Source organism: Streptomyces sp. CB02959 (genome assembly GCF_002803155.1).
GTDB lineage: Bacteria > Actinomycetota > Actinomycetes > Streptomycetales > Streptomycetaceae > Streptomyces.
In genome coordinates, this window is the sequence record NZ_NNBP01000040.1 from 32123 (window position 1) to 57364 (window position 25242).

Here is a 25242-nt window from a genome sequence, read left to right on the forward strand (position 1 = left end):
CCGAGCAGCGGGACCGGAAATCGGGCTGCGGGCACTTCCCCGGCTCGCGCCGGGGGCGCCCCCACCCACCGGTAGCTGGGGGAGGGCGGTGCCTTCCCGGACGGCTCTTAGCGAGTGTCCGAGCAGAATACGACGCAGGGGGGTGCTCCGCGCGATGCTCACGTCGAGTGGGGGTGGTCCGATTGGGTGGCCTGTCCGAGGACCCCTTCCGGTGCGTGGCCGGACGCGACCATGCCCGGTCGCTGATAGCCTGGTACCCCGTGGACCGGTGGGACCCAGCAGAAATGCGGCACCCCCGAACCGCAGCGACGGCACCCCTGAATCTCAGGACCGAAGTCCCGTCGCACCTCTCCACCTCGCGACCACGGGAGCCCCCTCTTGGCCATGCCGCCCAAATCTTCGACGACCAAGCACCTCTTCGTCACCGGGGGCGTCGCCTCCTCGCTCGGCAAGGGGCTCACCGCCTCCAGCCTGGGTGCGCTCCTCAAGGCGCGCGGGCTGCGGGTCACGATGCAGAAGCTCGACCCGTACCTCAACGTCGACCCCGGCACGATGAACCCGTTCCAGCACGGTGAGGTCTTCGTCACCAACGACGGTGCCGAGACCGACCTGGACATCGGCCACTACGAGCGCTTCCTCGACGTCGACCTCGACGGCTCGGCGAACGTCACCACCGGCCAGGTCTACAACACCGTGATCGCCAAGGAGCGGCGCGGCGAGTACCTCGGCGACACCGTGCAGGTCATCCCGCACATCACCAACGAGATCAAGCACCGCATCCGGCGGCTGGCCACCGACGACGTCGACGTGGTCATCACCGAGGTCGGCGGCACGGTCGGCGACATCGAGTCGCTGCCGTTCCTGGAGACCGTCCGCCAGGTCCGCCACGAGGTCGGCCGGGACAACGTCTTCGTCGTGCACATCTCGCTGCTCCCGTACATCGGCCCGTCCGGTGAGCTGAAGACCAAGCCGACCCAGCACTCGGTGGCCGCGCTGCGCAACATCGGCATCCAGCCCGACGCGATCGTGCTGCGCGCCGACCGCGAGGTGCCCACCGCCATCAAGCGCAAGATCTCGCTGATGTGCGACGTCGACGAGGCCGCGGTCATCGCCTGCCCGGACGCCCCGTCGATCTACGACATCCCCAAGGTCGTGCACGCCGAGGGCCTGGACGCCTACGTCGTCCGCAAGCTGGACCTGCCGTTCCGGGACGTGGACTGGACCCAGTGGGCGGACCTCCTCGACCGGGTCCACAACCCCGCGCACGAGGTCAAGGTCGCGCTGGTCGGCAAGTACATCGACCTGCCCGACGCCTACCTCTCGGTCACCGAGGCGCTGCGCGCCGGCGGCTTCGCCAACAAGGCCCGCGTCAAGATCAAGTGGGTCACCTCCGACGACTGCAAGACCCCGGCCGGCGCCCGTGCGCAGCTCGCCGACTGCGACGCGATCTGCGTCCCCGGCGGCTTCGGCGACCGCGGTGTGGACGGCAAGGTCGGCGCGATCACCTACGCCCGGGAGAACAAGCTCCCGCTGCTCGGCCTCTGCCTGGGCCTGCAGTGCGTGGTGATCGAGGCGGCCCGCAACCTCGCCGGTATCGAGGGCGCCAACTCCACCGAGTTCGACCCGGCCGCCACCCACCCGGTGATCTCCACGATGGCCGAGCAGATGGACATCGTCGCCGGCGAGGGCGACATGGGCGGCACCATGCGCCTGGGCATGTACCCGGCCAAGCTCGCCGAGGGCTCCATCGTCCGCGAGGTCTACGGCGGCGAGCCCTACGTCGAGGAGCGCCACCGCCACCGCTACGAGGTCAACAACGCCTACCGCGGTGACCTGGAGAAGAAGGCCGGCCTGCAGTTCTCCGGCACCTCCCCGGACAACAAGCTGGTCGAGTACGTCGAGTACCCGCGCGAGGTCCACCCCTACCTGGTCGCCACCCAGGCGCACCCGGAGCTGCGGTCCCGCCCGACCCGTCCGCACCCGCTCTTCGCCGGTCTGGTGAAGGCTGCCGTCGAACGCCAGGAAGCGGCACGGAAGTCGGGCGCCAAGAAGTAAGCGGCGCCCCGCCGGTTACGGTTGCCGGGGTACGGCCTCCTCCCGGGAGGCGGTACCCCGGTTTCCGCGTTGGCACAGGTACACACAGGAGGACGCGCATGGCGATCAGGGACACCGCGGAGGAGTGGACGGTCACCGGGACCACCACACCGTTCACCGGAGCCAAGACCAGCGTGCGCACCGACCGGGTCGTCATGCCGGACGGCGCCACCGTCAGCCGCGACTACCAGGTCCACCCGGGCTCGGTGGCGATCCTCGCCCTCGACGACGCCGGCCGGGTGCTGGTCCTGCACCAGTACCGCCACCCCGTGCGGCAGAAGCTGTGGGAGATCCCCGCCGGGCTGCTCGACATCCCCGGCGAGAACCCGCTGCACGCCGCACAGCGCGAGCTGTACGAGGAGGCGCACGTCAAGGCCGACCACTGGCGGGTGCTGACCGACGTCTACACCACCCCGGGCGGCAGCGACGAGGCGGTGCGGGTCTTCCTGGCCCGCGGGCTGTCCGAGGCCGAAGGGGAGCGCTTCGAGGTCTCCGACGAGGAGGCCGAGATGGAGCTGGCGCGGGTCCCGGTGGACGAACTGGTCCGCGGGGTGCTCGCCGGCGAGCTGCACAACAACTGCCTGGTCGTCGGGGTGTTGGCGCTCACCGCGGCGCAGGCCGGCGACGGCCTGGACGCCCTCCGGCCGGCCGACGCGCCCTGGCCGGCCCGCCCCTACGAAGCCTGATCCCCGGGGCCGGGTGCCGCCACCCGGCCCCGCCGCCGTCCGGTCGGATGATCCGCCGATCCGATCGAGTGACCCAACCACCCTTCACCGCACGGGACGTGACGGGTCGTGAACTACGCTCGGCAGGGTTCCCGTGCGCGTCCGCGACGGGAACGGACGCGCAGGCGGACGGGAGCGTGACCGGTGACGGACCAGGTGGTGGGCGGGGGGCACCGTGCGCCGGAGGCGGCGCGCGGGCCCGGTACGGCGGCCCGCGGACGGCGGGCGACACTGCCCCGCCAGGACGGCGCCGCCCTCCGCTCAGACCTCCCCGGGTTCGCCGGCCGCCGCCATGAACTCAAGGCGCTGCGCGCCGACATCCGACGGGCCGGCCTGGACACCCTCACCGGCCGCCGCGGCGCCCGCAGCCGGGTGCTGCTGATCGCCGGCCGCCCCGGCTCCGGCCGCACCACCCTGGCCGAGGCGCTGCTGCGGGAGATCGCGGACGAGTACCCCGACGGGGTGCTGCGCGCCGTCCTGACCGGCCGCGACGGCGCCCCGACGGGCCTCGTCCGGACCGCCCGCGACCTGCTCACCGCGCTGGGCACCGACGCCCCGCCGGGCGCCGACGAGGACGAGCTCGCCGAGGCGGTGCGCGCGGCCCTGGCCGGGCGGCGGACGGTGCTCCTCCTGGACGACGCGCCGGGCGCCGAGGAGGTCGAACCGCTGATCCCGGACGCCCCGGACTGCCTGGTCGTGGTGGTCTCGCAGGGCCCGCTGACCGGCATCTCCGACGTCCGGCCGTGCGCCCTGGGCGGGCTGGACACCGCGGCCGCCGTCGAGGTGCTGTGCCACTACGCGGGACCGACCCGGGTCACCGTCGATCCGCGGACCGCGGAGGCCGTCGCGCAGGAGTGCGGCGGCCAGCCCGCGGCCCTGATACTGGCGGGCGCCTGGCTGGCCGCCCGCCCCAAGCTCTCCGTCGCCGACCTGCGTCAGGCGCTGCTGGCCGTCCCGCTGCCGCCGGACCTGCCGACCGGCGCCCACCCCCTCAACCGCGCCTTCCGCCTCACCTACGACGCGCTGCCGCAGACCGCCGCCCGGATACTGCGGCTGGCCACCCTCGCCCCGGACGGCCTGGTGGACCCGCACACGGCCGCCGCGCTGGGCGGCTGCACGGTCCCGGCCGCCGCCGCGGTCCTGCACGACTTCGTCGCGCTCGGCCTGCTGCGGCCGCTGCCCGAGGAGGAGGGGCCGGGCGCGCCGCCCGCCGACGTGGCGATCGGCCCCCGGTACCGGCTGCCCGGCTGCTTGGTCCCGCTCTCCCGGGAGCTGCTCCGGGAGCAGGAGCGGCCGGCCGACGTCCAGTTGGCCCGGGCCCGGATGCTGGAGCGGACCGTGCGGCTGGTCCAGTCCTGCCGGGCAGCCGCCGAGCCGGAGGGTTCTCCCGCCCGCCGCAAGGCCGGTGAGCTGCCGCGCCCGCTGCGCTTCGCCACCCGGGCCGCCGCCGCGCACTGGCTGCACACCCGTCGCGGCGCCCTGCTGGACGCCGCCGTGATCGCCGTCGAGGACGGCCAACTCGACACCCTGGACCGGCGGTTGATCGCCGCGCTGACCCGGGCGCTGCTCGCGCACCACGGCCCCGAGGCGGCCGCGCCCGACCTCTACGCCCTGCACGAGTTGGTCCTACGGGTCGCCGCGCGGCGACCGTTGCCGCGCGAGCAGGCCGCCGCCCTGCTCAACCTCGGCGACCTGGACGCCGGCGCCGACCGGTTGGAGCAGGCGCTCACCCGTTACCGCGGTGCGCTGGAGGCGGCCCGGTCGGTGAAGGACCCGGTGGCCACCGGGCGGGCGCTGGAGTCGCTGGGCGACACCTACAGCGAGCTGGGCGACTGGGTCCGGGCCGCCGACTGGTACGGGCGGGCGCTGGAGTTGCGGCTGGCCCGGGGCGAGCGGGCCGACGCGGCCCGGCTGCACGCCCGGATCGGCGTCGCACACGGCCGCGCGGGCCGCTACGAGCAGGCCCTCAAGGACTGCCGCGCGGCCGCCCGCACCTCCCGCAGGCTCGGTGATTCCGCAGGTCAGGCGCGTGCGGCGGAGGCGGCGGCAGAGGTCCACGAGCACGCCGGGCAGCTCGACGAGGCGCTGCGGAGCCACCTGGAGGCCCTTGAATTCGCCCGTGCGGCGGCCGACGGGGCGCTGGAGGCGCGCCTCCAGCTGCGGATTGCGGAGATCCTCGAACGGCTCGGCGACCCAGCCGCGGCACGGCTCCACCGCGCGGCGGGGGAACGATGGCGTCAGGAGCATGCCGAGTGACCTACGAAATCGGTGGTGGGCTTCCGAAAAATTAGCCCTTTGCAAGGCTAGACAACGAGAGGTCCTTCAATAGACTGGTCGAGCCGCGTCCGGCGCGGTCAGTTCCGTCATGCATCGCATGAGGGATAATTCCTTCTGCAAGCTCTCATTCAAGGACCGTGATCGACGTGAAGGTCGGCATCCCCCGCGAGGTCAAGAACAACGAGTTCCGGGTGGCTATCACGCCCGCCGGAGTCCACGAGCTGGTCCGCAACGGCCACCAGGTCTTCATCGAGAAGGACGCCGGCCTCGGCTCGTCCATCCCGAACGAGGAGTACGTCTCCGCCGGTGCCACGATCCTCGGCACCGCCGACGAGGTGTGGGCCACCGCCGACCTGCTGCTGAAGGTCAAGGAGCCGATCGCGGAGGAGTACCACCGCCTCCGCAAGGACCAGACCCTCTTCACCTACCTGCACCTGGCCGCGTCCAAGGAGTGCACGGACGCCCTGCTGGAGTCCGGCACCACCGCGATCGCCTACGAGACCGTCGAGACCGCCAACCGCGCGCTGCCGCTGCTGGCCCCGATGTCCGAGGTCGCGGGCCGGATCGCCCCGCAGGTCGGTGCCTACCACCTGATGCGCCAGGCCGGCGGCCGCGGCGTGCTGCCCGGTGGCGTCCCCGGTGTCCAGGCCGGCAAGGCCGTCGTCATCGGCGGTGGCGTCTCTGGCTGGAACGCCGTGCAGATCGCCGTGGGCCTCGGCTTCCACGTCACCCTGCTCGACCGGGACATCAACAAGCTCCGCGAGGCCGACAAGATCTTCGGCACCAAGGTGCAGACGATCGTCTCCAACGCCTACGAGCTGGAGAAGGCCGTCGTCGAGGCCGACCTGGTCGTCGGTGCGGTCCTGATCCCGGGCGCCAAGGCCCCGAAGCTGGTCACCAACGAGCTCGTCGCCAAGATGAAGCCCGGAAGTGTTCTTGTCGACATCGCCATCGACCAGGGCGGCTGCTTCGAGGACTCCAAGCCGACCACGCACGCCGAGCCGACCTTCCAGGTCCACAACTCGGTCTTCTACTGCGTCGCCAACATGCCCGGCGCGGTGCCGAACACCTCCACCTACGCCCTCACCAACGCCACGATGCCCTACATCGTGGAGCTGGCGAACCGCGGCTGGGCCGAGGCGCTGCGCCGTGACCCCGCGCTGGCCAAGGGGCTGAACACCCACGACGGCAAGGTCGTCTACCCCGAGGTCGCCCAGGCTCACGGCCTGGAGTACGTGGAGCTGCGCACCCTCCTCGGCTAAAGGCGTCAACCGCACGCGTCAAACGCCGCACAACCGGCCGGGCCTTGTCGACAGGGCCCGGCCGGTCGCATGTGCGACACGCCCCGAGGGCGGCTCCGGGCGGTCGGCTCTCAACTCGCCGCGAACGTAACCCTTTAACCGATTCGCGTACCCCCGAAACATCCGTCTTGCGCGCTGTGCACTCTTGACATCGGGGGGTTCCGTTACCGACACATCGGGCCGGGTCCGGCGGATTGTGTTGCTGCGGACGCCCGACACGCCATAGAGTCGCCAACCGTCGGCATGGTGCCACGCTGACCTATCGATAAGTTTCCTGGTCACATCCAAGGAGGTAAGACGACTTGTGAATGAGTCGACATTTACTCCCGGAAGTGGTCGGCCAGGAGCGGTTGCACGGGGCCAGGGTCCCTCGGGGCGCGAGGCTGTCGGCTCCGTAGCGGTCCACACCTTCGCAGCCCATCAGAGCACTTCCACGACAGCCCACCAGAGCATGGACGGCCAACACGTGAACGCCATGGCCGGCGACCGGGGCAGTGGACAACCCGCCCGTCTCGCTGACTACGACGACCTGCCCGAGGGGCACTTCTACGACCCGGATGCCGAGTACGAGCCGGACCCCGAATACGCGGCCACGCTCGCACCGGACGCCGCGCGCCAGCGCCGCGAACGGGTCGGCCCGACCGGGCGCCCCCTTCCCTATTTCCCCATCCCGGGGCCGCTGTCGGACCACGGTCCGGCGAAGATCATCGCGATGTGCAACCAGAAGGGCGGGGTCGGCAAGACCACCTCGACCATCAACCTGGGCGCCGCACTCGCCGAATACGGCCGCCGGGTGCTGCTCGTCGACTTCGACCCGCAGGGCGCCCTGTCGGTCGGACTCGGCGTCAACCCGATGGAACTGGATCTGACGGTCTACAACCTGCTCATGGAGCGGGGCATGTCGGCCGACGAGGTCCTGCTCAAGACCGCGGTCCCCAACATGGACCTGCTGCCCAGCAATATCGATTTGTCAGCGGCAGAGGTGCAGTTGGTCAGCGAGGTCGCCCGTGAGTCGACGCTCCAGCGGGCACTGAAGCCGCTGCTGCCCGACTACGACTACATCGTCATCGACTGCCAGCCCTCGCTCGGCCTGCTGACCGTCAACGCCCTGACGGCCGCTCACAAGGTCATCGTGCCGCTGGAGTGCGAGTTCTTCGCGCTGCGCGGTGTCGCGCTGCTCACCGAGACGATCGAGAAGGTCCAGGAGCGGCTCAACCCCGATCTCCAGCTGGACGGCATCCTGGCGACGATGTACGACTCCCGGACCGTGCACAGTCGCGAGGTCCTGGCACGCGTCGTCGAGGCGTTCGACGACCACGTCTACCACACCGTCATCGGCCGTACGGTCCGCTTCCCGGAGACCACCGTCGCCGGTGAGCCGATCACCACCTACGCCTCCAACTCCGTGGGGGCCGCGGCCTATCGCCAGCTCGCCAGGGAGGTGCTCGCCCGGTGTCACGCCGAGTGAGTCTGCCCGGAGCCGACGAGCTGTTCCGCACGACCGGGGGAGTGGGCCTGCAGCCGTCCACTCCCCGCCGTCCGAACGGCAGCGCGGCCACCGGGGGCGAGGACGCCCGGGTGCCCGCGCCGGCCGGCGAGGCGGACCCCGCGCCGGACACGGCCGGGGAGGCCCCCGCGGCGCGTCGGCGGCGGGCCGGGGGCGGTGCGGACGGCGAGGCTCCGGCGGCCGGTGACGGCGCCTCCGGTGCGGCGCGTACGGCACCGGTCGAACACGGCGGCCGCGAGTCGGATCCGGAGGGCGCCGCGGGGCAGCGGACGTCGGCCGGCCGGACGGTCCGCGCCGAGCGGGAGGCCGCGGCGCCCGCGGCGCCGGCCGGTGCCTCGGGCCGCCGCCGGTCGCGCGGCGCCAACCGCCGCCCCAGCGGCCGGGAACGGCACGACGAGAAGATCACCGTCTATGTCTCCGCCGAGGAGCTCATGGACCTCGAACACGCCCGGCTGGTCCTGCGCGGCGAGCACGGCCTCGCGGTCGACCGCGGCCGGATCGTCCGCGAGGCGGTGGCCGTGGTCCTCGCCGACCTGGAGTCGCGCGGGGACGCCAGCATCCTGGTGCGGAGGCTCCGGGGCCGCTAGGTCGGGTCCGACACGCCCTGGGCGCCGGTGCCCGCCGCGCGGCGGGATAGCCTGCCACCTCGGCGGGGTGTCCCGCCGTGACCAGCCCCCGCCCCGGCGCGGGACCGCAGCACCCTGGACCGCCATGCCGACCACCGACGCCGCCGCCGACACTTCCGCGGCTCCGCACCGCACCCGCCGCGCCCTCGGGCGCGGGCCGGGCGCCGTCCCGGCGGCGGAACCCGACGCGGCCGTCGAGACGGCCCCGGAGGGCGTCCAGGACGCCGTGGCGGCCCCGGCGGCGCAGCCGGTGCAGGGCGAGGGTACGGCCCCGCAGGAGGCCGCGGGGACGGCCGCGGAGGCGCCCCCGGCGGGCGGGGACGGCCGGTTCACGCTCCGGCTGGACAACTTCGAGGGGCCCTTCGACCTCCTGCTCCAGCTGATCTCCCGGCACAAGCTGGACGTCACCGAGGTCGCGCTCTCCAAGGTGACCGACGAGTTCATGGCCCACATCCGGGCCATGGGGCCGGACTGGGACCTCGACCAGACCACCGAATTCCTGGTCGTCGCGGCCACCCTGCTGGACCTCAAGGCGGCCCGGCTGCTGCCCGTCGCCGAAGTGGAGGACGAGGCCGACCTCGCCCTCCTGGAAGCCCGGGACCTGCTCTTCGCGCGCCTGCTGCAGTACCGCGCGTACAAGCGCATCGCGGAGATCTTCAGCGGCCGGCTGGCCGAGGAGGCCCGGTGCTTCCCCCGCACCGTCGGGCTGGAGCCGCACCACGCGGAGCTGCTGCCCGAGGTCGTGATCGGCATCGGGGCGGAGGGGTTCGCCAGGCTCGCGGTGAAGGCGATGCAGCCCCGGGCTGAACCGCAGGTCTACGTCGACCACATCCACGCGCCGCTGGTCAGCGTCCGGGAGCAGGCCGAGGTGGTGATGGCGCAGCTGCGCGCGGCGGGCGCGGCCGGCTTCCAGGAGCTGATCGCCGACGCCCCGGACACCCTCACCGTCGTCGCGCGCTTCCTGGCGCTGCTGGAGCTCTACCGGGAGCGGGCGGTCGCCCTGGACCAGGAGGACGCGCTGGGCGCCCTGACGGTCCGTTGGACGGGCGCGGCGGGGGCCGCCCCCCGGGTCACCGACGAGTTCGACCGGGAACCGGCCGCGCCGGCCGACGAGGACACGGCCGGCGCGGCGGACCGCGCGGAGACGGAAGAGCAGGAGGAGCCGGCGTGAGTGGCGCGGGATACGAGAGCACCGAGCAGGGGACCGGGGAGCGCGGTGGGCCCCAGGAGGCGCCGGCCGGCGCACTGGGCGTGGCCGCGCTGGAGCTGAAGCCCGCGCTGGAGGCCGTCCTCATGGTCGTCGACGAGCCGGCGACCGAGGAGCACCTGGCCCGGGTGCTCCAGCGGCCCCGCCGGGCGGTGGCGCTGGCGCTGCGCGAGCTGTCCGACGACTACACCCGGCAGGGCCGCGGTTTCGACCTGCGGCTGGTGGCCGGCGGTTGGCGGTTCTCCTCCCGGGCCGCGTACGCGGACGCGGTGGAGGGCTTCGTCCTGGACGGCCAGCAGGCCCGGCTCACGCAGGCCGCATTGGAGACTCTGGCCGTGGTCGCGTACCGTCAGCCGGTCAGCCGTTCCCGCGTCTCGGCCGTCCGCGGGGTCAACTGCGACGGCGTGATGCGCACGCTCCTCCAGCGCGGCCTGGTGGAGGAGGCGGGGACGGAACCTGAAACAGGTGCGATCCTGTACAGGACGACGAATTACTTTCTGGAGCGGATGGGCCTGCGCGGCCTGGACGAGCTCCCTGAGCTGGCCCCGTTCCTCCCGGAGGCGGACGCGGTCGAGGGCGACTCCCCGGAAGGTATCCCGTCGTTCGACGTAGACGACAGCGGCGACTCTCAGACGGATCATTGATGCGAAGCAGCGGCAGGAACAGCAGCGGCGGCGGTAAGGGCAACTACCGCGGCGCAGGCAACAAGCGGGACGAGAAGCAGCAGCGCGCGGGCCGCCCCCGTCCCGAGGAGCGCCGCTACGACGTGGGCGGATCCGACGGCGGCGACGAGCGCGGCGGTCGCGGCAAGAGCGGCGCCCGGGGCGCGGCGGCCCGCGGCGGTGCCAAGGGCGGTCCGCGTACGGGCGCGTCCCAGGGCGGCCGGCCGGGCGGCCAGGGCGGCCAGGGCGGTCAGCAGCGCGGCCGCGGCCAGGCCCCTGCGCGGCCCCGCGAGTACGACGCCAAGATCGAGGAGCGCAACCGCGCCCGCTACGACAAGCCGCAGGTCAAGACCCCCAAGACCTTCGGTGAGCAGGAGGGCGAGCGGCTGCAGAAGGTGCTGGCCAGGGCCGGTATGGGCTCCCGGCGCGCCTGCGAGGAGCTGATCGACCAGGCGCGGGTCGAGGTCAACGGCAAGGTCGTCATGGAGCAGGGCCTCCGGGTCGACCCGGCGAAGGACGAGATCAAGGTGGACGGCCTGACGGTCGCCACCCAGTCCTACCTCTTCTTCGCGCTGAACAAGCCCGCCGGTGTGGTCTCCACGATGGAGGACCCGGACGGCCGGCAGTGCCTGGGCGACTACGTCACCAACCGGGAGACGCGGCTGTTCCACGTCGGCCGGCTGGACACCGAGACCGAGGGCATCATCCTGCTCACCAACCACGGTGAGCTGGCCCACCGCCTCACGCACCCGCGCTACGGCGTCACCAAGACCTACCTGGCGGCCATCCAGGGCCCGCTCCCGCGCGACCTGGGCAAGCGGCTCAAGGACGGCATCCCGCTGGAGGACGGCTACGCCCGGGCCGACAACTTCCGGGTCGTGGAGAACACCGGCAAGAACTACCTCGTCGAGGTCACCCTGCACGAGGGCCGCAAGCACATCGTGCGCCGGATGCTCGCCGAGGCCGGCTTCCCGGTGGACAAGCTGGTCCGTACGCACTTCGGCCCGATCGCGCTGGGCGACCAGAAGTCGGGTTGGCTGCGCCGGATGACCAACACCGAGGTCGGGATGCTGATGCGGGAGGTCGACCTCTAAGGATCGGCGCCCGTCGAGGTCCGTCGGGGCCGGCCGTCGCTTGCGGGGGCCGCCCACCACCCCTTAATGTCATCGTGACGATTAAGGGGTGGTTTTTCATGGGGGAACCGATGCGGGCACCGAGCGGTGCGTCGACGGGGGCATCGACGGGCGCACCGGTGGGCGCGCCGACCGCGGCGACCGGCTCGCTCATCGGGCTGGCGCTCGGTGACGCGCTCGGCTTTCCGACGGAGTTCGACGACGTACCGGCGATCCTCGCCAAGTGCGGGCCCTGGCGGGAGATGGACCTGCCCGAGCCGGCCTTCGTCACCGACGACACCCAGATGACCCTGGCACTGGGGCGCGGACTCCGCACGGCCCTGGACGGCGGCGGGCCGCCGACCGCCGAGACGCTCGCCCCGCCGGTCCGGCAGGAGTACGTGGCCTGGTGGCGCTCGCCCGACAACAACCGGGCACCGGGCGGCACCTGCCTCCGGGCCTGCGCGCTGCTCGCCGACGCGCACCGGACCTGGGCGGAGGCCAGCCAGATCGGCTCCAAGGGGTGCGGCGCCAACATGCGGGTGGCGCCCCTCGGGCTGGTGCCCGGACTCACTCCGGGGCAGCGCGCCGGCGCCGCCCAGCTGCAGTCCGCGCTCACCCACGGGCACCCCACCGCGCTGGCCGCCAGCGACCTCACGGCGTACGCGGTGCGCGCGCTCGCCGCCGGCGCGCGCCCCGCCGAGCTGCCCGGTCTGCTGCGCGCCTACGCCCACGCCCAGCGCACCACCTACCGCGAGGACTGGCTCGGCGACCTCTGGCGGCGCTCCCAGGACCCGACCCCGACGAGGTTCATCGCCCGCGGCTGGGACGACTGCCTGCGCGTCCTGGACCGGCTGGACGCGGCGCTGGCCGCACCGGACCGGGAGGCCGACCCGTGCCTGGCCACCGGCGCCGGCTGGATCGCCGAGGAGGCGCTGGCCACCGGCCTGCTGTGCTTCCTGCTCTTCCCCGACGAGCCGGTCACCGCGCTGCGCCGGGCCGCCTGCACCTCCGGCGACTCCGACTCGATCGCCTGCCTCACCGGCGCCTTCGCCGGCGCCCGGCTCGGCGCCGGCGCCTGGCCCCGGGAGTGGGCCGCCCGCATCGAGTACCGCACCGAACTCCTGTCCCTCGGGGCGGCCTGGGATGCCTGAGACCCCTGTGGCCGAGGACCGGGACGCGGTCCTGCGGGCGGCCGGACTGCCCGCCGTCGACCTGGCCGCCCTCCTCGCGCAGCAGCGCGATCCGCTGCTCTTCGCCACGGTCTCCGGCGCCCACCTGTACGGCTTCCCCTCCCGCGACTCCGACGTGGACCTGCGCGGCGTCCACCTGCTGCCGGCCGCCGACCTCGTGGGGCTGCGCGAGCCGGAGGAGACCCGCACCCTCATGGGGGACCGCGACGGTGTGGAGATGGACCTCGTCACGCACGACCTGCGGAAGTTCGCCCGACTGCTGCTGCGGCCCAACGGCTACGTCCTGGAGCAGCTGCTCTCCCCCCTGGTCGTGCACACCACGCCGGTCCACCGGGAGCTGACCGCGCTCGCGCCCGGTCTCCTCACCGCCCACCACGCCCATCACTACCGGGGGTTCGCGGGCACCCAGTGGCGGCTCTTCGAGAAGACCGGCGGGCTGAAGCCGCTGCTGTACACCCTGCGGGTGCTGCTGACCGGCATCCACCTCATGGCCGCCGGCCGGCTGGAACCCCATCTGCCCACCCTGGCCGGCGGGCCGGACGCACCCGCCTACGTACCGGAACTGATCGCCGCCAAGGAGGCGGCCGAACACGCACCGGCGGGCGACGTGGTGCCCCCGGACCGGCTGCGCGCCGACGTCGCGGCGCTGCACGCCCGGCTGGACGAGGCCCAGGCCGCCACCGCGCTGCCGGCGGTCCCGGCCGGCCGGGACGCGCTGCACGACCTGGTCGTCCGGGCCCGGCTGGGCGGCGCCGCGGCCGGCACCTGAGCGGTCAGTCCCGCAGGGCCGAGGCGCGGCGGGTGCGGTGCAGGAAGTCCGCGACCCGGGCCCGGTCCGGGCCGACGGGCAGCGGTGAGCCGGGCAGCGCCGCCTCCGTCTCCGCGGACAGCACCGCGAGCCGGCGCTCCACTTCCTCCCACGGCACCTCGCCGCGGCGCACCGCCAGCAGCTCCTCGCGGGCCGCGCCGACCTCCAGCCGCAGCACGCCCGTACGGAGCAGGTCGCGGGCGCCGGCCATCATGCGCAGCAGGTGCATCGCCTGCTTCCAGCGGGGCGCGCCGAGCCGTGCGGCGTCGGCCCGCAGCTGCTTCCGTCGCCCGGCGGCGTAGCGGACGAAGACCTCGTGCACCTCGCGGGAGAGGAACGCGCCGCGCAGGGCGAGCAGCTCCCGGCCGGTGGCGTCGGCGTGTTCCACGAGCGGGGAGTGCAGGCATTCCAGGGCGGTGGGGTTGGCGCGCAGGGCCAACTCGCAGAATCGTTCCAGCTCCCAGGAGAACTCCTCCGGGCGCGGCCCTTCCACATGGGTCGGCGGCTTCTCGAACCGCCAGAAGAGCGCGGTGGGCGCGAGATAGACCCCGCGCCGGTCGGTGTCGCTGGCCTCGGTGGCCAGCCCGAAGGCGCGCGAGCCCATCACACAGGCGTAGACGGTGTGCCCGGTGACGAGTTCATGATCGGAGGGGTCTGCGGGAGCGGTCGGCATGCCGGGATTGTCGCCGTGCGGGGGCGCCGCCGGCCACCGGATTCCCGGGAGCGCGGGACCCGGCTGTCAGTGGCGCTGGTTACGCTGATCAGTGCGTACGCGGACGTGTACGCGGCACACGACGCAGGGGAGCAGCAACGTGGCGGTACGGGCCGTGCGCGGAGCCGTCCAGCTGGAGCGGGACGACGCGGAGCACATGCGGGAGCAGGTCGGCGAGCTGCTCACCGGGATATTGGAGCGCAACGACCTGGTGCCGGACGACCTGATCAGCGTGTGGTTCACCGCCACCCCCGATCTGCACAGCGACTTCCCGGCCGCCGCCGCCCGCGCCCTGGGGATCACCGACGTCCCGCTGATCTGCGCCCAGGAGCTGGACGTGGCCGGCGCGATGCCCCGGGTGGTGCGGGTGCTCGCCCACGTCGAGACCGGACTGTCCAAGGCCGGCATCGCCCACGTCTACCTCGGCGCGGCCGCGGCGCTGCGGAAGGACATCGCCCAGTGAGAACCGCACTCGTCATCGGAACGGGCCTGATCGGCACCTCGGCCGCCCTCGCGCTCAGCGCCCGCGGCGTGCAGGTGTACCTGGAGGACCACGACCACGCCCAGGCCCTGACGGCCGCCGCGCTCGGCGCCGGCACCGCCGAGCCGCCCCCGGACTCGGTCGACCTGGCCATCGTGGCCGTGCCCCCGGCGCACGTCGCGGCGGCGCTGGCCGGTGTGATCCGGCGCGGCGGGGCCCGGGCGTACATCGACGTCGCCAGCGTCAAGGGCGGGCCGCGCCGCGAGCTGGAGGCGCTCGGCTGCGACCTGAGCGGCTACCTCGGCACCCACCCGATGGCCGGCAAGGAGCGCTCCGGGCCGCTGGCCGCGACCGCCGACCTCTTCGAGGGCCGCCCCTGGGTGCTCACCCCGTCCCCCGGCGGCGACACCGAGGTGCTCAACCTCGCCCTGGAGCTGGTCGCGCTGTGCCGGGCCGTCCCGGTGGTGATGGACGCGGACGCCCACGACCGCGCCGTCGCGCTGGTCTCGCACACCCCGCAGCTGGTCTCCAGTCTGGTCGCGGCCCGCCTCAAGGGCGCCGACGAGACCGCCGTCCGGCTCTGCGGCCAGGGCATTCGCGATGTGACCCGGATCGCCGCCTCCGACCCGGCGATGTGGATCGACATCCTCTCCGCCAACCCCGGGCCGGTCGCCGACGTCCTGGCCGACGTCGCCGCCGACCTCGACGCCACGGTCCGGTCGCTGCGCTCCCTGGAGTCCGCCGACGACGAGAAGCGCGGCAGCGGCGCGCACGGCATCGAGGACGTGCTCCGCCGCGGCAACGCCGGCCGCGAGCGGGTCCCCGGCAAGCACGGCGCCGCCCCGGCCGCCTACGAGATCGTCGCGGTCTACATCGGCGACCAGCCCGGTGAGCTGGCCCGGATCTTCGCCGACGCCGGCCGCGCCGGGGTCAACATCGAGGACGTCCGCATCGAGCACGCCACCGGCCAGCAGGCCGGCTTCATCCAGCTCATGGTCGAGCCGCACGCCGTCCCGGTGCTGACCGCGGAGCTGCGGGAGCGGGGGTGGTCGATCCGGCAGTGACACCGTGGACGGCGCGCTGCGGGCGAGCCAGTAACCTTGTCCGAGGCCCTGGTCCCCTTCGTCGTACTCCCGCTTGCCGGTCGACGACCGGAGCCGGCGCCCTGGACCGCGCCCCGTGTGTATCAAGAAAGGTGTTCGTCACCGTGGAAACCGCCGACCGGACCGCCCCGGCTGCAGTGATTGTCGCCATCGACGGCCCCGCAGGCACGGGCAAGTCCAGCACGTCCAAGGCCGTCGCCGGAAAGCTGGGCCTGGGCTACCTCGACACCGGTGCGCAGTACCGCGCGATCACCTGGTGGATGCTGACCAACGGCATCGACGTCAACGACCCGGTCGCGGTGGCCGACGCCTGCGTCAAGCCCGTGATCGTCTCCGGCACCGACCCGTCGGCGCCGACCATCACCGTCGACGGGATGGACGCCGCCGGCCCGATCCGCAGCCCGGAGGTCACCGCCGCGGTCAGCGCGGTCAGCGCCGTCCCCGAGCTGCGCGCCGTCGTCACCGACCTGCAGCGCACCATCGCCGCCGAGGCGCCGCGCGGCATCGTCGTCGAGGGCCGGGACATCGGCATAACCGTCCTGCCGGACGCCGACCTCAAGATCTTCCTCACCGCCTCCCCCGAGGCGCGGGCGGCCCGGCGCAACGGCGAGCTCAAGGGCACGAACCCCCAGCAGGCGACCGACCTGGCCGCCACCCGCGAGGCGCTGATCAAGCGCGACGCCGCCGACTCCTCCCGCAAGACCTCGCCGCTGGCCAAGGCGGACGACGCCGTCGAGGTCGACACCACCGACCTGACGCTGGATCAGGTCATCGAGTGCGTGGTCACCCTCATCGAGGGTGTCAGCGCCGAGAAGGCGGGGCGGGACATCCGGTGACCGACGGCGGCAACGCGCCGAGCCCCCGCGGCGCCGCGATCGGCCGGCGGATCGGCATCGGGCTGATGTACGGCCTGTGGAAGCCGCGGGTGCTGGGCGCCTGGCGGGTGCCGGCCTCCGGACCGGTGATCCTCGCCGTGAACCACTCCCACGGCATCGACGGCCCGATGCTGATGGGCACCGCACCCCGACCGGTGCACTTCCTGATCAAGAAGGAAGCCTTCGTCGGTCCGCTGGACCCGTTCCTGCGGGGCATCGGACAGCTGAAGGTGGACCGCCAGAGCACCGACCGCAAGGCGATCACCAACGCGCTCGACGTACTGACGTCCGGCGGAGTGCTGGGAATCTTCCCGGAGGGCACCCGCGGCGAGGGCGACTTCGCCTCTCTGCGGGCCGGCCTCGCGTACTTCGCGGTGCGCTCCGGCGCCCCGGTCGTCCCGGTGGCGGTGCTCGGCAGCACCGACCGCCTCAGCCGGCTCACCCCGGCCCTGCCGCGGCTGCGCGGCCGCGTCGACGTCGTCTTCGGCGACGCCTTCGAGGCGGGCGACGGCAGCGGGCGGCGCACCCGTAAGGCGCTCGACGAGGCGACCGTACGGATCCAGGAGCGGCTGACCGCCCACCTGGCACAGGCCCGGCGCCTTACCGGGCGCTGACCGACACTTGAGCAGTGGGCCCTCCCCAGAGCGGCCCACCGACCACATGGATGAACGAGGAACGGACTTCATGAACGACCAGATCCCCACCGGCGACGAGCACGGTGCGCTTGGCGACGCCGAGTACGCGGAGTTCATGGAGCTCGCCGCGGAAGAGGGCTTCGACCTGGGGGAGGTCGAGGGCGACATCGCCGCGGCCGGCCACGGCCCGCTCCCGGTGCTCGCCGTCATCGGCCGCCCCAATGTCGGCAAGTCGACCCTGGTGAACCGCATCATCGGCCGCCGCGAGGCGGTCGTCGAGGACCGGCCGGGCGTCACCCGCGACCGGGTCACCTACGAGGCCGACTGGAACGGCCGCCGCTTCAAGGTCGTCGACACCGGCGGCTGGGAGCAGGACGTCCTCGGCATCGACGCGTCCGTGGCGATGCAGGCCGAGTTCGCCATCGAGGCCGCCGACGCGGTGGTCTTCGTGGTGGACGCCAAGGTCGGCGCCACCGACACCGACGAGGCCGTGGTCAAGCTGCTGCGCCGCGCCGGCAAGCCCGTCGTCCTGGTCGCCAACAAGGTCGACGGCCAGTCCGGCGAGGCCGACGCGGCGATGCTGTGGTCGCTGGGCCTGGGCGAGCCGCACCCGATCTCCGCGCTGCACGGCCGGGGCACCGGCGACATGCTCGACGCGGCGCTGGAGGCGCTCCCCGAGGCGCCCGCGCAGACCTTCGGCACGGCCGTCGGCGGCCCCCGCCGGATCGCCCTGATCGGCCGCCCGAACGTCGGCAAGTCGTCGCTGCTGAACAAGCTCGCCCGCGAGGAGCGGGTGGTCGTCAACGAACTCGCCGGCACCACCCGCGACCCGGTCGACGAGCTGATCGAACTGGGCGGCAAGACCTGGAAGTTCGTGGACACCGCCGGCATCCGCCGCCGGGTGCACCTCCAGGAGGGCGCCGACTACTACGCCTCGCTGCGCACCGCGGCGGCCGTGGAGAAGGCCGAGGTCGCGGTCGTCCTGATCGACGCGGGGGAGTCCATCAGCGTCCAGGACCAGCGGATCATCACGATGGCCGTGGAGGCCGGGCGGGCCCTGGTCATCGCCTACAACAAGTGGGACAACCTCGACGAGGAGCGCCGCTTCTACCTGGAGCGCGAGATCGAGCGGGACCTCGTCCAGATCCCCTGGGCGATGCGGGTCAACGTCTCCGCGCGCACCGGCCGTCACATGGACAAGCTCGTGCCGGCCATCGAGACCGCGCTGGCCGGCTGGGAGACCCGGATCCCCACCGGGCGGCTGAACGCCTTCCTCGGCGAGATCGTGTCCTCCCACCCGCACCCCATCCGCGGCGGCAAGCAGCCCCGGATCCTCTTCGGTACCCAGGCCGGCACCAAGCCGCCGCGCTTCGTGCTCTTCGCCTCGGGCTTCCTGGAGGCGGGCTACCGCCGCTTCGTCGAGCGCCGGCTGCGCGAGGAGTTCGGCTTCGAAGGGACGCCGATCCACATCTCGGTGCGGGTCCGCGAGAAGCGCGGCACCAACAAGGCCAAGAAGAAGTAACCGCGGCCCGGTCCGCGGGCGGCTCCCCACTCCGCCCGCGGCGGTCCGGCCCCGGTCAGCGGCCGCCGTGGGGGCGCGAGCCGTCCCGCTGCCCCGGCGGCAGGGCGGCCGGAAGCTGGCTCCGCGGCCGGAACGGCTGCCGGCCCACCACCTCCCACTGCCCCGGCGACGCCGCACCGCGGCCCCAGTTGCCGCCGCGCAGCGCTTCCGGCACCTCCGGTTCGTCCGTACGGTCCCCGGGCAGTGCCCGGAAGGCGCGGCGGTACTCGGCGTACAGCGCGTCGTAGATCGGCGTGGCCGAACCGCGGTCGGCGCCGCGCGGCGTCCCGTGGTCGCGGGCCGGTCGCATGCCGGGGATGGGGTGGGGGAAGTGGGCGCGGGGGGAGGGGTCGTATGCGTGCACGTAGGTGCAACGACCCCGATGCTCACGGGATGCGGCTTTCGGGGGGAAATGGCTGATCGCGGGTGCAATCCCGCCCCGTTGGCGGTCATGCTCCCGCGATCGGGGGACGGACGGTCAGGTTCCGGCCAGCGGCATCGCCGCGGCGACCAGCAGGCCCTTGGCGGCGGCCTGCTCCAGCGCCTGGCGCATCAGGTCCTCGCGCGGCTGGTGGCCGATGGTGCCCGAGGGGGCCGCGTACATCAGCACGGTCTTCTCCTTGTTGGCCGCGGTGCGCCAGCCGTCGGAGACGGCCAGCGGCTGGTGGGCCTGCCACCAGGCGGACTGGTTGCCGGTGGTGCCGGGCTGGAGCACGGCGTGCAGCTTGCCCATGGCCAGCAGCGCGGACCAGCCCTCGATCGGGGCGGGGCGCTGGTTCATGTCCGTCACCGGGGTGAAGCCGTGCTCCAGGAGGAGCGGCAGGAAGTCGTCGTCCAGGCTGGTCGAACCGGGGCGGGCGATCGGGCCGTTGGGCTCGACCACGAGGGCCGGGTGCAGCTCCTCCCTGATCAGCACCAGGCCGCAGGTGATGCCGAGGGTGGCCTGGCGGTCACTGGTGGGGATCGGGGCGGCCGGGGTACGGGCTGCGTCCTCGCCGGTGATGGAGCGCACGGCCCCGCGGAGCTGCTCCTCGGAGACCGGCACGACCTGCGAGGGGATGCACGTGGCGTGGGCGAACGCGAGCACCGCGGTCTCCTCGCCGACGAACAGGACGGTGCTGGTGCGCTCCTGCTCGCTGTTGCCGGGCGTCCGGCAGGACGTGCAGTCGTAGCTGCCGGGGGCGTCCTCTCCGGCCAGCAGCCGGTCGGCTTCTTCGTCGCCGATCTCGGCGCGAACGTCGTCGCTGACGTCGAGCATGCGCGGCACGGGTGGCTCCTCGATCTTCATGAGCGGCTGCCGGGTGGTCTCCCGGCTCGTACAAGCACAACGGGCGACCCCCGGCAGAGTCACGCGCGGACGCGAACAGAATCGAACCACGCGGCGCACGGCGGGGAACCGGTGGAAAGCCGTCGTCCGGGCGGTCACACACTGCCAATTTCTGCGCAGAACCTGGCGCAGGTGGCCGCGTTTTGTACACCGGACGGGGTGGGGTCGTCCCCTGGAAGGGCGCGGCGTGCCGGTGCCCGGCGACCCGCTGCCTACCGTCACCGGCTATGTCGGACATCTCTTCGGCGCCGCGGCGCCGCGTGGAATCCGTCGGGCTGCTCATCGCGGCGGCCGCCGCCCTGGTCCTGTGGCTGCCCGGCGGCGCCGTCGCCGACGGGTCACCGGGTGGGGACGGCGGCGGGGAGGACGGCGGTCGGTCGTCGTACGCCTGCGCCGACGACCAGTGGCCCTGGGGCTGCCTCGCCGAGTGCGAGAGCAGCGGCGACTGGCACATCAACACCGGCAACAGCTACTACGGGGGCCTGCAGTTCTGGCAGCCCACGTGGGAGGCGTTCGGCGGCCTCAAGTACGCCAGGCGGGCCGACCTCGCCACCCGGGACGAGCAGATCGTGGTGGCGAAGCGGGTCCAGGCCGACCAGGGGTGGGGTGCCTGGCCCGAGTGCGCCCGGCGCTACGGCCTGCTCCAGAGCAGCCGCAACCACGTCGTCCGGCACGGCGACACCCTCGTCGGGATCGCGCGCCGGCACCGCGTCAAGGGCGGCTGGCGGGCGCTGTACGACGCCAACCGGGAGGCCGTCGGGGAGTACCCGAACGAACTGCGGATCGGCATCCGGCTGAGGCTGCGCTGACCCGCGGTCCACGACCGGGGCGCGGTGTGCCCACCCCGGAAGAGTTCCCGCCACGCCATACCGATGCCCTAACTTTTTCGGCACGACTTGGCCAACACCCCCAACCTTGAAGGCCGTTTCGCGGTCTTACCTTTCAACAGCCGGAAACCGGGCGCCGCCAAGAGGGCGGCACCCGGACCGCGGGGGGACCAGGACGAGCGCGAGGGACCAGGGGACACGGGGACGGATGCACATCTCATTCCTGCTTCACCATGCCTACGGCGTCGGGGAGACGGTCCGGGCGACCTTCAGCCTGGCGGACGCCCTGTCCGAACAGCACGACGTCGAGATCGTCTCCGTACTGCGGCACCGCGACGCCCCGGCGCTCGACCTCGGTCCCCGGGTCGCGCTGCGGCACCTCGTGGACCTCCGGGAGCACGGCCTGGCCGGCGACCGCACGGACCCGGCGCACGCCCGGCCCGCCCGGGTCTTCCCGGCCGCCGAGCCGCGCTTCGGCCAGTACAGCGAGCTCACCGACCACCGGATCGCCGCACACCTGCGCCGGACCGAGGCCGACGTGGTGGTCGGCACCCGGCCCGGCCTCACCGTGCACATCGCCCGGCAGACCCGCCGCGGACCGCTCCGGGTCGGGCAGGAGGGCCACTGCCTGGCCGCGCACAGCCGGGAGTTGCGGCTGGCGCTGCGCGGCGCCTACCCGCGGCTGGACGCACTGGTCACCGCCACCGAGGCGGACGCCCGCGCCCACCTGCGCCGGCTGCGGCTGCCCGGCGTCCGGGTCGCGGCGGTGCCCCGCGCGGTCCCCGCGCCGCGGCTGGCGCCCGCCGACGGCAGCGGCCGGTGGGTGGTGGCGGCCGGCCGGCTCACCCGGGCCAAGCGCTACGACGTCCTCGTCCGGGCCTTCGCGGCGGTGGTCGCCGCCCGTCCAGAGTGGCGGCTGCGGATCTACGGCGGCGGGCCCGAGAAGCCCGCGCTGCGCGCCCTGATCGACGAACTCGGCCTGTACAACCACGTCTTCCTGATGGGCCCGGCCGCGCCCCTGGAGTCCGAGTGGGCCAAGGGCGCCCTCGCCGTGGACCCCGCCGGCCGGGAGCCCGCCGGCGCGGCCCTCGCCGAGGCGATGCGCTGCGGACTGCCCGTCGTCGCCACCGACTGCCCCTTCGGGCCGGGCGAACTCGTCGAGGACGGGGTCACCGGCCGGGTGGTGACCGCCGGGCACCCTCCGGCGCTGGCCGCGGCGCTGCTGGAGCTGATCGACGACACCGACGCCCGGGCCCGGCTGGGTGCCACCGCGCTCGCCGCGTCCGCCCGCTTCGACCCGGCCGCGGTGGCCGGACGGCACGCCGCGCTCTTCGGGGAGCTGCTCGCCCGGCGGCGCGGCAGCGGACTGCGCGGCTCCCTGCACCGCGTGCGGGGAGCCCTGATCGGTGGTGCGTACGCCACCAAGCACGCGGCCGAGCACACCGCCCGCGCCGCGGTGAGAGGGGTGCGGACGGTATGAACGCGTCGACGCAGTCACCCGCGACCGGGTCCGGAGCGGCCGAGCGCCCGCGGCGGACCGCCGCGACGGGAGGAGGGGCGCCGGTGCCCGTGGACCTGAAGGCCGACTGCATCGCTGACTCCGCGGGCGGCCTCACCTTCGACCTGAACGTCCCTCAGGGCACCGGCACCACCTGGAGCGCGGCGCTGGTGCTGCGGCTGCGGGCCGGCGCCGACGACCCGGGCACCGCCGACGGCACCGACGGGACCGACGGCACCGACGACGACGAGGTGCGGTTGCCGCTCGGGCCCAACGGCCCCGGCCGGCTGCGCGCGGTGCTGCCCAGCACCGTCGCACTGGCCGAGGGCCGTTGGCACGCCTACGCCGATCTCGGGGACGGCGCCGACCCGCGCCGGCTGCTGCCCGGCGTCAACGACCTGCGGTCGCTGGTGGACCGCCGCCCGCTGGCCGGCATCGGCCGGCTCGGGGTGCGCATCCCCTACGCCACCAAGCTGGGCAACCTCGCGCTGCGCAGCTGGCTGCGCGGGCCGCACGCCGAGGCCGGCGACATCCTCGTCGCCCCCGAGGGCATCACCGTCACCGGCCGCCTCTACGGGGCGAGCCCGACGGCCGGCGCTCACGCGGAGGCCCGCGCCCGCCGCGCCGGCCAGGGCCCGGTCGCGGTCCCCCTGACCGTCGACGGCCCGGACTTCCGCTTCACCCTCCCCTGCGGGGAGTTGGCCGCCTGCTGGCGGCACGGCAGCGAGCCCTGGGACCTGTGGCTGTGCCCCGCCGCGGGCGTGCCGCCGGTCCGGATCGCCCGGCTGCTGGACGACGTCCCGGAGAAGGAGCAGGTGTTCAGCTATCCGGCGCTGCCGGTGCCGGCGGCGGACCGGGAACTCCGGATCGGCCCGTATTACACGCTCGACAACGACCTGGCCGTACGGGTCACCGGTCCGGCCGGCCGGGAGTAGGGGCGGTTCTCGGCACCGGGGTCCGGCGGGGCTCCGCCGGAGACGGGGTCAGGTCCCGAGTTTCCCGGGCGTCGGGATGGTGGTGGGGCGCTCGGTCATCTCCGGGTGGTGCAGGTCGAAGGCCGGGGACTCGGAGCGGATCCGGGGCAGGGTGGCGAAGTTGTGGCGCGGCGGCGGGCAGGAGGTGGCCCACTCCAGGGAGCGGCCGAAGCCCCAGGGGTCGTCCACGGTGACCCGGGCTCCGTACTGCCGGGTCCGCCAGACGTTGTAGAGGAAGGGCAGTGTGGAGGCGCCGAGCAGAAAGGCGCCGATGGTGGAGACGGTGTTCAGCGCGGTGAAGCCGTCGGCGGCCAGGTAGTCGGCGTAGCGGCGCGGCATGCCCGCCGCGCCCAGCCAGTGCTGGACGAGGAAGGTGGTGTGGAAGCCGACGAAGAGCAGCCAGAAGTGGATCTTCCCCAGTCGCTCGTCGAGCAGTTTGCCGGTGAACTTCGGCCACCAGAAGTAGAAGCCCCCGAAGGTCGCGAAGGTCACCGTGCCGAAGACCACGTAGTGGAAGTGGCCGACGACGAAATAGGTGTCGGTGACGTGGAAGTCCAGCGGTGGGGAGGCCAGGATGACGCCGGTGAGCCCGCCGAACAGGAAGCTCACCAGGAACCCCACCGACCACAGCATCGGGGTTTCGAACGACACCGAGCCGTGCCACATCGTCCCGATCCAGTTGAAGAACTTCACCCCGGTCGGCACCGCGATCAGGAACGACAGCAGCGAGAAGAACGGCAGCAGCACCGCCCCGGTGGCGAACATGTGATGCGCCCAGACCATCGCCGACAGCGCCGTGATGGCCATCGTCGCGCCGATCAGCGTCACGTATCCGAAGATCGGCTTGCGGGAGAAGACCGGGATGATCTCGGTGATGATGCCGAAGAACGGCAGCGCGATGATGTAGACCTCGGGGTGGCCGAAGAACCAGAACAGGTGCTGCCACAGCAGCGCCCCGCCGAAGCGGGCGTCGAAGACCACCGCGCCGAACTTCCGGTCCGCCTCCAGCACCAGCAGGGCCGCGGCCAGCACCGGGAACGCCATCAGCACCAGGACCGAGGTGAACAGGATGTTCCAGGTGAACACCGGCATCCGGAACATCGTCATGCCCGGTGCCCGCATGGCGATGATGGTGGCGAGGAAGTTGACCGCGCCGAGGATGGTGCCGAAACCGGAGAGCGCCAACCCCATGATCCACAGGTCGGCGCCGATGCCGGGCATCCGCACCATGGAGTTGAGCGGGGCGTACGCGGTCCACCCGTAGGAGGGGGCGCCCTCGGGGGTGAGGAGGCTGCCCAGCACCATCAGGCCGCCGAAGAGGTAGAACCAGTACGAGAGCATGTTCAGCCGCGGGAAGGCGACGTCGGGGGCGCCGATCTGGAGCGGCATGATCTCGTTGGCGAAGCCGGCGAAGGCCGGGGTGGCGAAGAGCAGCAGCATGATCGTGCCGTGCAGGGTCACCGCCTGGTTGAACCGGTCGGCGCTGACCAACTGGAGTCCGGGGCGGGCCAACTCGGCGCGCATCAGCAGCGCCAGCATTCCGGCCACGAGGAAGAACCCGAACGACGTGATCAGGTAGAGGTGCCCGATCTTCTTGTGGTCGGTGGTCGAGAGCCAGTCCGCCAGCACCGCCCCGCGACGTCGTGCCCGGCGCGGCCGGACGCTCTCCGGGGAGATCTCGCTGACCATCGGCTCCACCTCGCTGGCGGGGGTGTATCGGTGCCCGGTCATGATGCT

The 25242-nt window shown here is 73.3% G+C and carries 23 protein-coding genes; 19 read left to right on the forward strand and 4 right to left on the reverse strand.

Going from position 1 to position 25242, the window contains the following annotated elements:
• Positions 1-384 precede the first annotated feature (384 nt).
• From CG747_RS41420 to CG747_RS41470, 11 genes are all read left to right on the forward strand, one after another.
• A complete protein-coding gene (locus CG747_RS41420) occupies positions 385-2055 on the forward strand; it encodes a CTP synthase (protein WP_100607065.1) in 1671 nt (556 codons plus the stop codon).
• Positions 2056-2153: 98 nt separating this feature from the next.
• On the forward strand, positions 2154-2780 hold the full coding sequence (locus CG747_RS41425) for an NUDIX hydrolase (protein ID WP_100607066.1): 627 nt from the start codon (positions 2154-2156) through the stop codon (positions 2778-2780).
• A 183-nt stretch (positions 2781-2963) separates the two neighbouring features.
• A complete protein-coding gene (locus CG747_RS41430; RefSeq protein WP_100607067.1) occupies positions 2964-5075 on the forward strand; it encodes a tetratricopeptide repeat protein in 2112 nt (703 codons plus the stop codon).
• Positions 5076-5242: 167 nt separating this feature from the next.
• Entirely contained in the window at positions 5243-6358 is a 1116-nt protein-coding gene (ald, locus tag CG747_RS41435) for an alanine dehydrogenase (RefSeq protein WP_100607105.1), read from the forward strand.
• A gap of 343 nt (positions 6359-6701) precedes the next feature.
• Positions 6702-7865 carry a ParA family protein gene (locus CG747_RS41440; protein WP_100607068.1) on the forward strand — a complete coding sequence of 388 codons (1164 nt, stop codon included), beginning with the start codon at positions 6702-6704 and terminating at the stop codon, positions 7863-7865.
• Positions 7850-8491 carry a hypothetical protein gene (locus CG747_RS41445; protein WP_257981074.1) on the forward strand — a complete coding sequence of 214 codons (642 nt, stop codon included), beginning with the start codon at positions 7850-7852 and terminating at the stop codon, positions 8489-8491. Before CG747_RS41440 ends, CG747_RS41445 begins: the two co-directional genes overlap by 16 nt.
• A gap of 124 nt (positions 8492-8615) precedes the next feature.
• On the forward strand, positions 8616-9701 hold the full coding sequence (locus CG747_RS41450; protein ID WP_100607070.1) for a ScpA family protein: 1086 nt from the start codon (positions 8616-8618) through the stop codon (positions 9699-9701).
• On the forward strand, positions 9698-10381 hold the full coding sequence (gene scpB / locus CG747_RS41455; RefSeq protein ID WP_180985940.1) for an SMC-Scp complex subunit ScpB: 684 nt from the start codon (positions 9698-9700) through the stop codon (positions 10379-10381). Before CG747_RS41450 ends, scpB begins: the two co-directional genes overlap by 4 nt.
• On the forward strand, positions 10381-11493 hold the full coding sequence (locus CG747_RS41460; protein ID WP_100607071.1) for a pseudouridine synthase: 1113 nt from the start codon (positions 10381-10383) through the stop codon (positions 11491-11493). Before scpB ends, CG747_RS41460 begins: the two co-directional genes overlap by 1 nt.
• Before the next feature lie 110 nt (positions 11494-11603).
• On the forward strand, positions 11604-12665 hold the full coding sequence (locus CG747_RS41465) for an ADP-ribosylglycohydrolase family protein (RefSeq protein WP_100607072.1): 1062 nt from the start codon (positions 11604-11606) through the stop codon (positions 12663-12665).
• Positions 12658-13473, forward strand: coding sequence for a DNA polymerase beta superfamily protein (locus CG747_RS41470; RefSeq protein WP_100607073.1), 816 nt, complete (start codon positions 12658-12660; stop codon positions 13471-13473). The genes CG747_RS41465 and CG747_RS41470 overlap by 8 nt, the downstream gene beginning before the upstream one ends.
• 4 nt (positions 13474-13477) lie before the next feature.
• On the opposite strand, the gene CG747_RS41475 is transcribed toward CG747_RS41470, so the two are convergent.
• Positions 13478-14185 (reverse strand): DNA polymerase beta superfamily protein, encoded by a 708-nt coding sequence (locus tag CG747_RS41475; RefSeq protein WP_100607074.1) that lies wholly within the window; start codon positions 14183-14185, stop codon positions 13478-13480.
• A gap of 139 nt (positions 14186-14324) precedes the next feature.
• On the opposite strand from CG747_RS41475, the gene aroH reads away from it, so the two are divergent.
• The 5 genes from aroH to der all read left to right on the forward strand — a co-directional run bounded on the left by aroH (position 14325) and on the right by der (position 18840).
• Complete coding sequence (gene aroH, locus CG747_RS41480) at positions 14325-14687, forward strand: chorismate mutase (RefSeq protein ID WP_100607075.1); 363 nt, start codon at positions 14325-14327, stop codon at positions 14685-14687.
• Complete coding sequence (locus CG747_RS41485) at positions 14684-15769, forward strand: prephenate dehydrogenase (protein WP_100607076.1); 1086 nt, start codon at positions 14684-14686, stop codon at positions 15767-15769. The genes aroH and CG747_RS41485 overlap by 4 nt, the downstream gene beginning before the upstream one ends.
• A gap of 131 nt (positions 15770-15900) precedes the next feature.
• Complete coding sequence (cmk, locus tag CG747_RS41490; protein ID WP_100607077.1) at positions 15901-16644, forward strand: (d)CMP kinase; 744 nt, start codon at positions 15901-15903, stop codon at positions 16642-16644.
• The gene (locus CG747_RS41495) at positions 16641-17297 is read left to right on the forward strand and encodes a 1-acyl-sn-glycerol-3-phosphate acyltransferase (RefSeq protein WP_100607078.1); all 657 of its coding nucleotides are present in this window, start codon (positions 16641-16643) and stop codon (positions 17295-17297) included. The genes cmk and CG747_RS41495 overlap by 4 nt, the downstream gene beginning before the upstream one ends.
• A 70-nt stretch (positions 17298-17367) precedes the next feature.
• Positions 17368-18840 carry a ribosome biogenesis GTPase Der gene (gene der, locus CG747_RS41500; protein WP_100607079.1) on the forward strand — a complete coding sequence of 491 codons (1473 nt, stop codon included), beginning with the start codon at positions 17368-17370 and terminating at the stop codon, positions 18838-18840.
• A gap of 55 nt (positions 18841-18895) precedes the next feature.
• Here der and CG747_RS41505 read toward each other — a convergent pair whose 3' ends face one another.
• Both CG747_RS41505 and CG747_RS41510 read right to left on the reverse strand, forming a co-directional pair.
• The gene (locus tag CG747_RS41505) at positions 18896-19189 is read right to left on the reverse strand and encodes a hypothetical protein (protein WP_257981076.1); all 294 of its coding nucleotides are present in this window, start codon (positions 19187-19189) and stop codon (positions 18896-18898) included.
• 168 nt (positions 19190-19357) lie between these two features.
• The gene (locus CG747_RS41510; RefSeq protein WP_100607107.1) at positions 19358-20146 is read right to left on the reverse strand and encodes a hypothetical protein; all 789 of its coding nucleotides are present in this window, start codon (positions 20144-20146) and stop codon (positions 19358-19360) included.
• A 287-nt stretch (positions 20147-20433) separates the two neighbouring features.
• On the opposite strand from CG747_RS41510, the gene CG747_RS41515 reads away from it, so the two are divergent.
• The 3 genes from CG747_RS41515 (at position 20434) to CG747_RS41525 (ending at position 23466) form a co-directional block, all read left to right on the forward strand.
• On the forward strand, positions 20434-21015 hold the full coding sequence (locus CG747_RS41515; protein ID WP_100607081.1) for a transglycosylase family protein: 582 nt from the start codon (positions 20434-20436) through the stop codon (positions 21013-21015).
• Positions 21016-21241: 226 nt separating this feature from the next.
• Complete coding sequence (locus CG747_RS41520; RefSeq protein ID WP_100607082.1) at positions 21242-22513, forward strand: glycosyltransferase; 1272 nt, start codon at positions 21242-21244, stop codon at positions 22511-22513.
• Between the two features lie 83 nt (positions 22514-22596).
• Complete coding sequence (locus CG747_RS41525) at positions 22597-23466, forward strand: hypothetical protein (protein ID WP_100607083.1); 870 nt, start codon at positions 22597-22599, stop codon at positions 23464-23466.
• Between the two features lie 48 nt (positions 23467-23514).
• Here CG747_RS41525 and ctaD read toward each other — a convergent pair whose 3' ends face one another.
• On the reverse strand, positions 23515-25194 hold the full coding sequence (ctaD, locus tag CG747_RS41530) for a cytochrome c oxidase subunit I (RefSeq protein WP_100607108.1): 1680 nt from the start codon (positions 25192-25194) through the stop codon (positions 23515-23517).
• Between the last annotated feature and the right edge of the window lie 48 nt (positions 25195-25242).

What these genes read in the sequence shown, in the direction of transcription:
- CG747_RS41515 (WP_100607081.1), top strand. Translation starts at nt 20,434, where the DNA reads ATGTCGGACATCTCTTCGGCGCCGCGGCGCCGCGTGGAATCCGTCGGG.
- CG747_RS41420 (WP_100607065.1), top strand. Translation starts at nt 385, where the DNA reads ATGCCGCCCAAATCTTCGACGACCAAGCACCTCTTCGTCACCGGGGGC.
- CG747_RS41450 (WP_100607070.1), top strand. Translation starts at nt 8,616, where the DNA reads ATGCCGACCACCGACGCCGCCGCCGACACTTCCGCGGCTCCGCACCGC.
- CG747_RS41520 (WP_100607082.1), top strand. Translation starts at nt 21,242, where the DNA reads ATGCACATCTCATTCCTGCTTCACCATGCCTACGGCGTCGGGGAGACG.
- CG747_RS41505 (WP_257981076.1), bottom strand. Translation starts at nt 19,189, where the DNA reads ATGCGACCGGCCCGCGACCACGGGACGCCGCGCGGCGCCGACCGCGGT.
- ctaD (WP_100607108.1), bottom strand. Translation starts at nt 25,194, where the DNA reads ATGGTCAGCGAGATCTCCCCGGAGAGCGTCCGGCCGCGCCGGGCACGA.
- CG747_RS41470 (WP_100607073.1), top strand. Translation starts at nt 12,658, where the DNA reads ATGCCTGAGACCCCTGTGGCCGAGGACCGGGACGCGGTCCTGCGGGCG.
- CG747_RS41475 (WP_100607074.1), bottom strand. Translation starts at nt 14,185, where the DNA reads ATGCCGACCGCTCCCGCAGACCCCTCCGATCATGAACTCGTCACCGGG.
- CG747_RS41460 (WP_100607071.1), top strand. Translation starts at nt 10,381, where the DNA reads ATGCGAAGCAGCGGCAGGAACAGCAGCGGCGGCGGTAAGGGCAACTAC.
- CG747_RS41425 (WP_100607066.1), top strand. Translation starts at nt 2,154, where the DNA reads ATGGCGATCAGGGACACCGCGGAGGAGTGGACGGTCACCGGGACCACC.
- CG747_RS41465 (WP_100607072.1), top strand. Translation starts at nt 11,604, where the DNA reads ATGCGGGCACCGAGCGGTGCGTCGACGGGGGCATCGACGGGCGCACCG.
- der (WP_100607079.1), top strand. Translation starts at nt 17,368, where the DNA reads ATGAACGACCAGATCCCCACCGGCGACGAGCACGGTGCGCTTGGCGAC.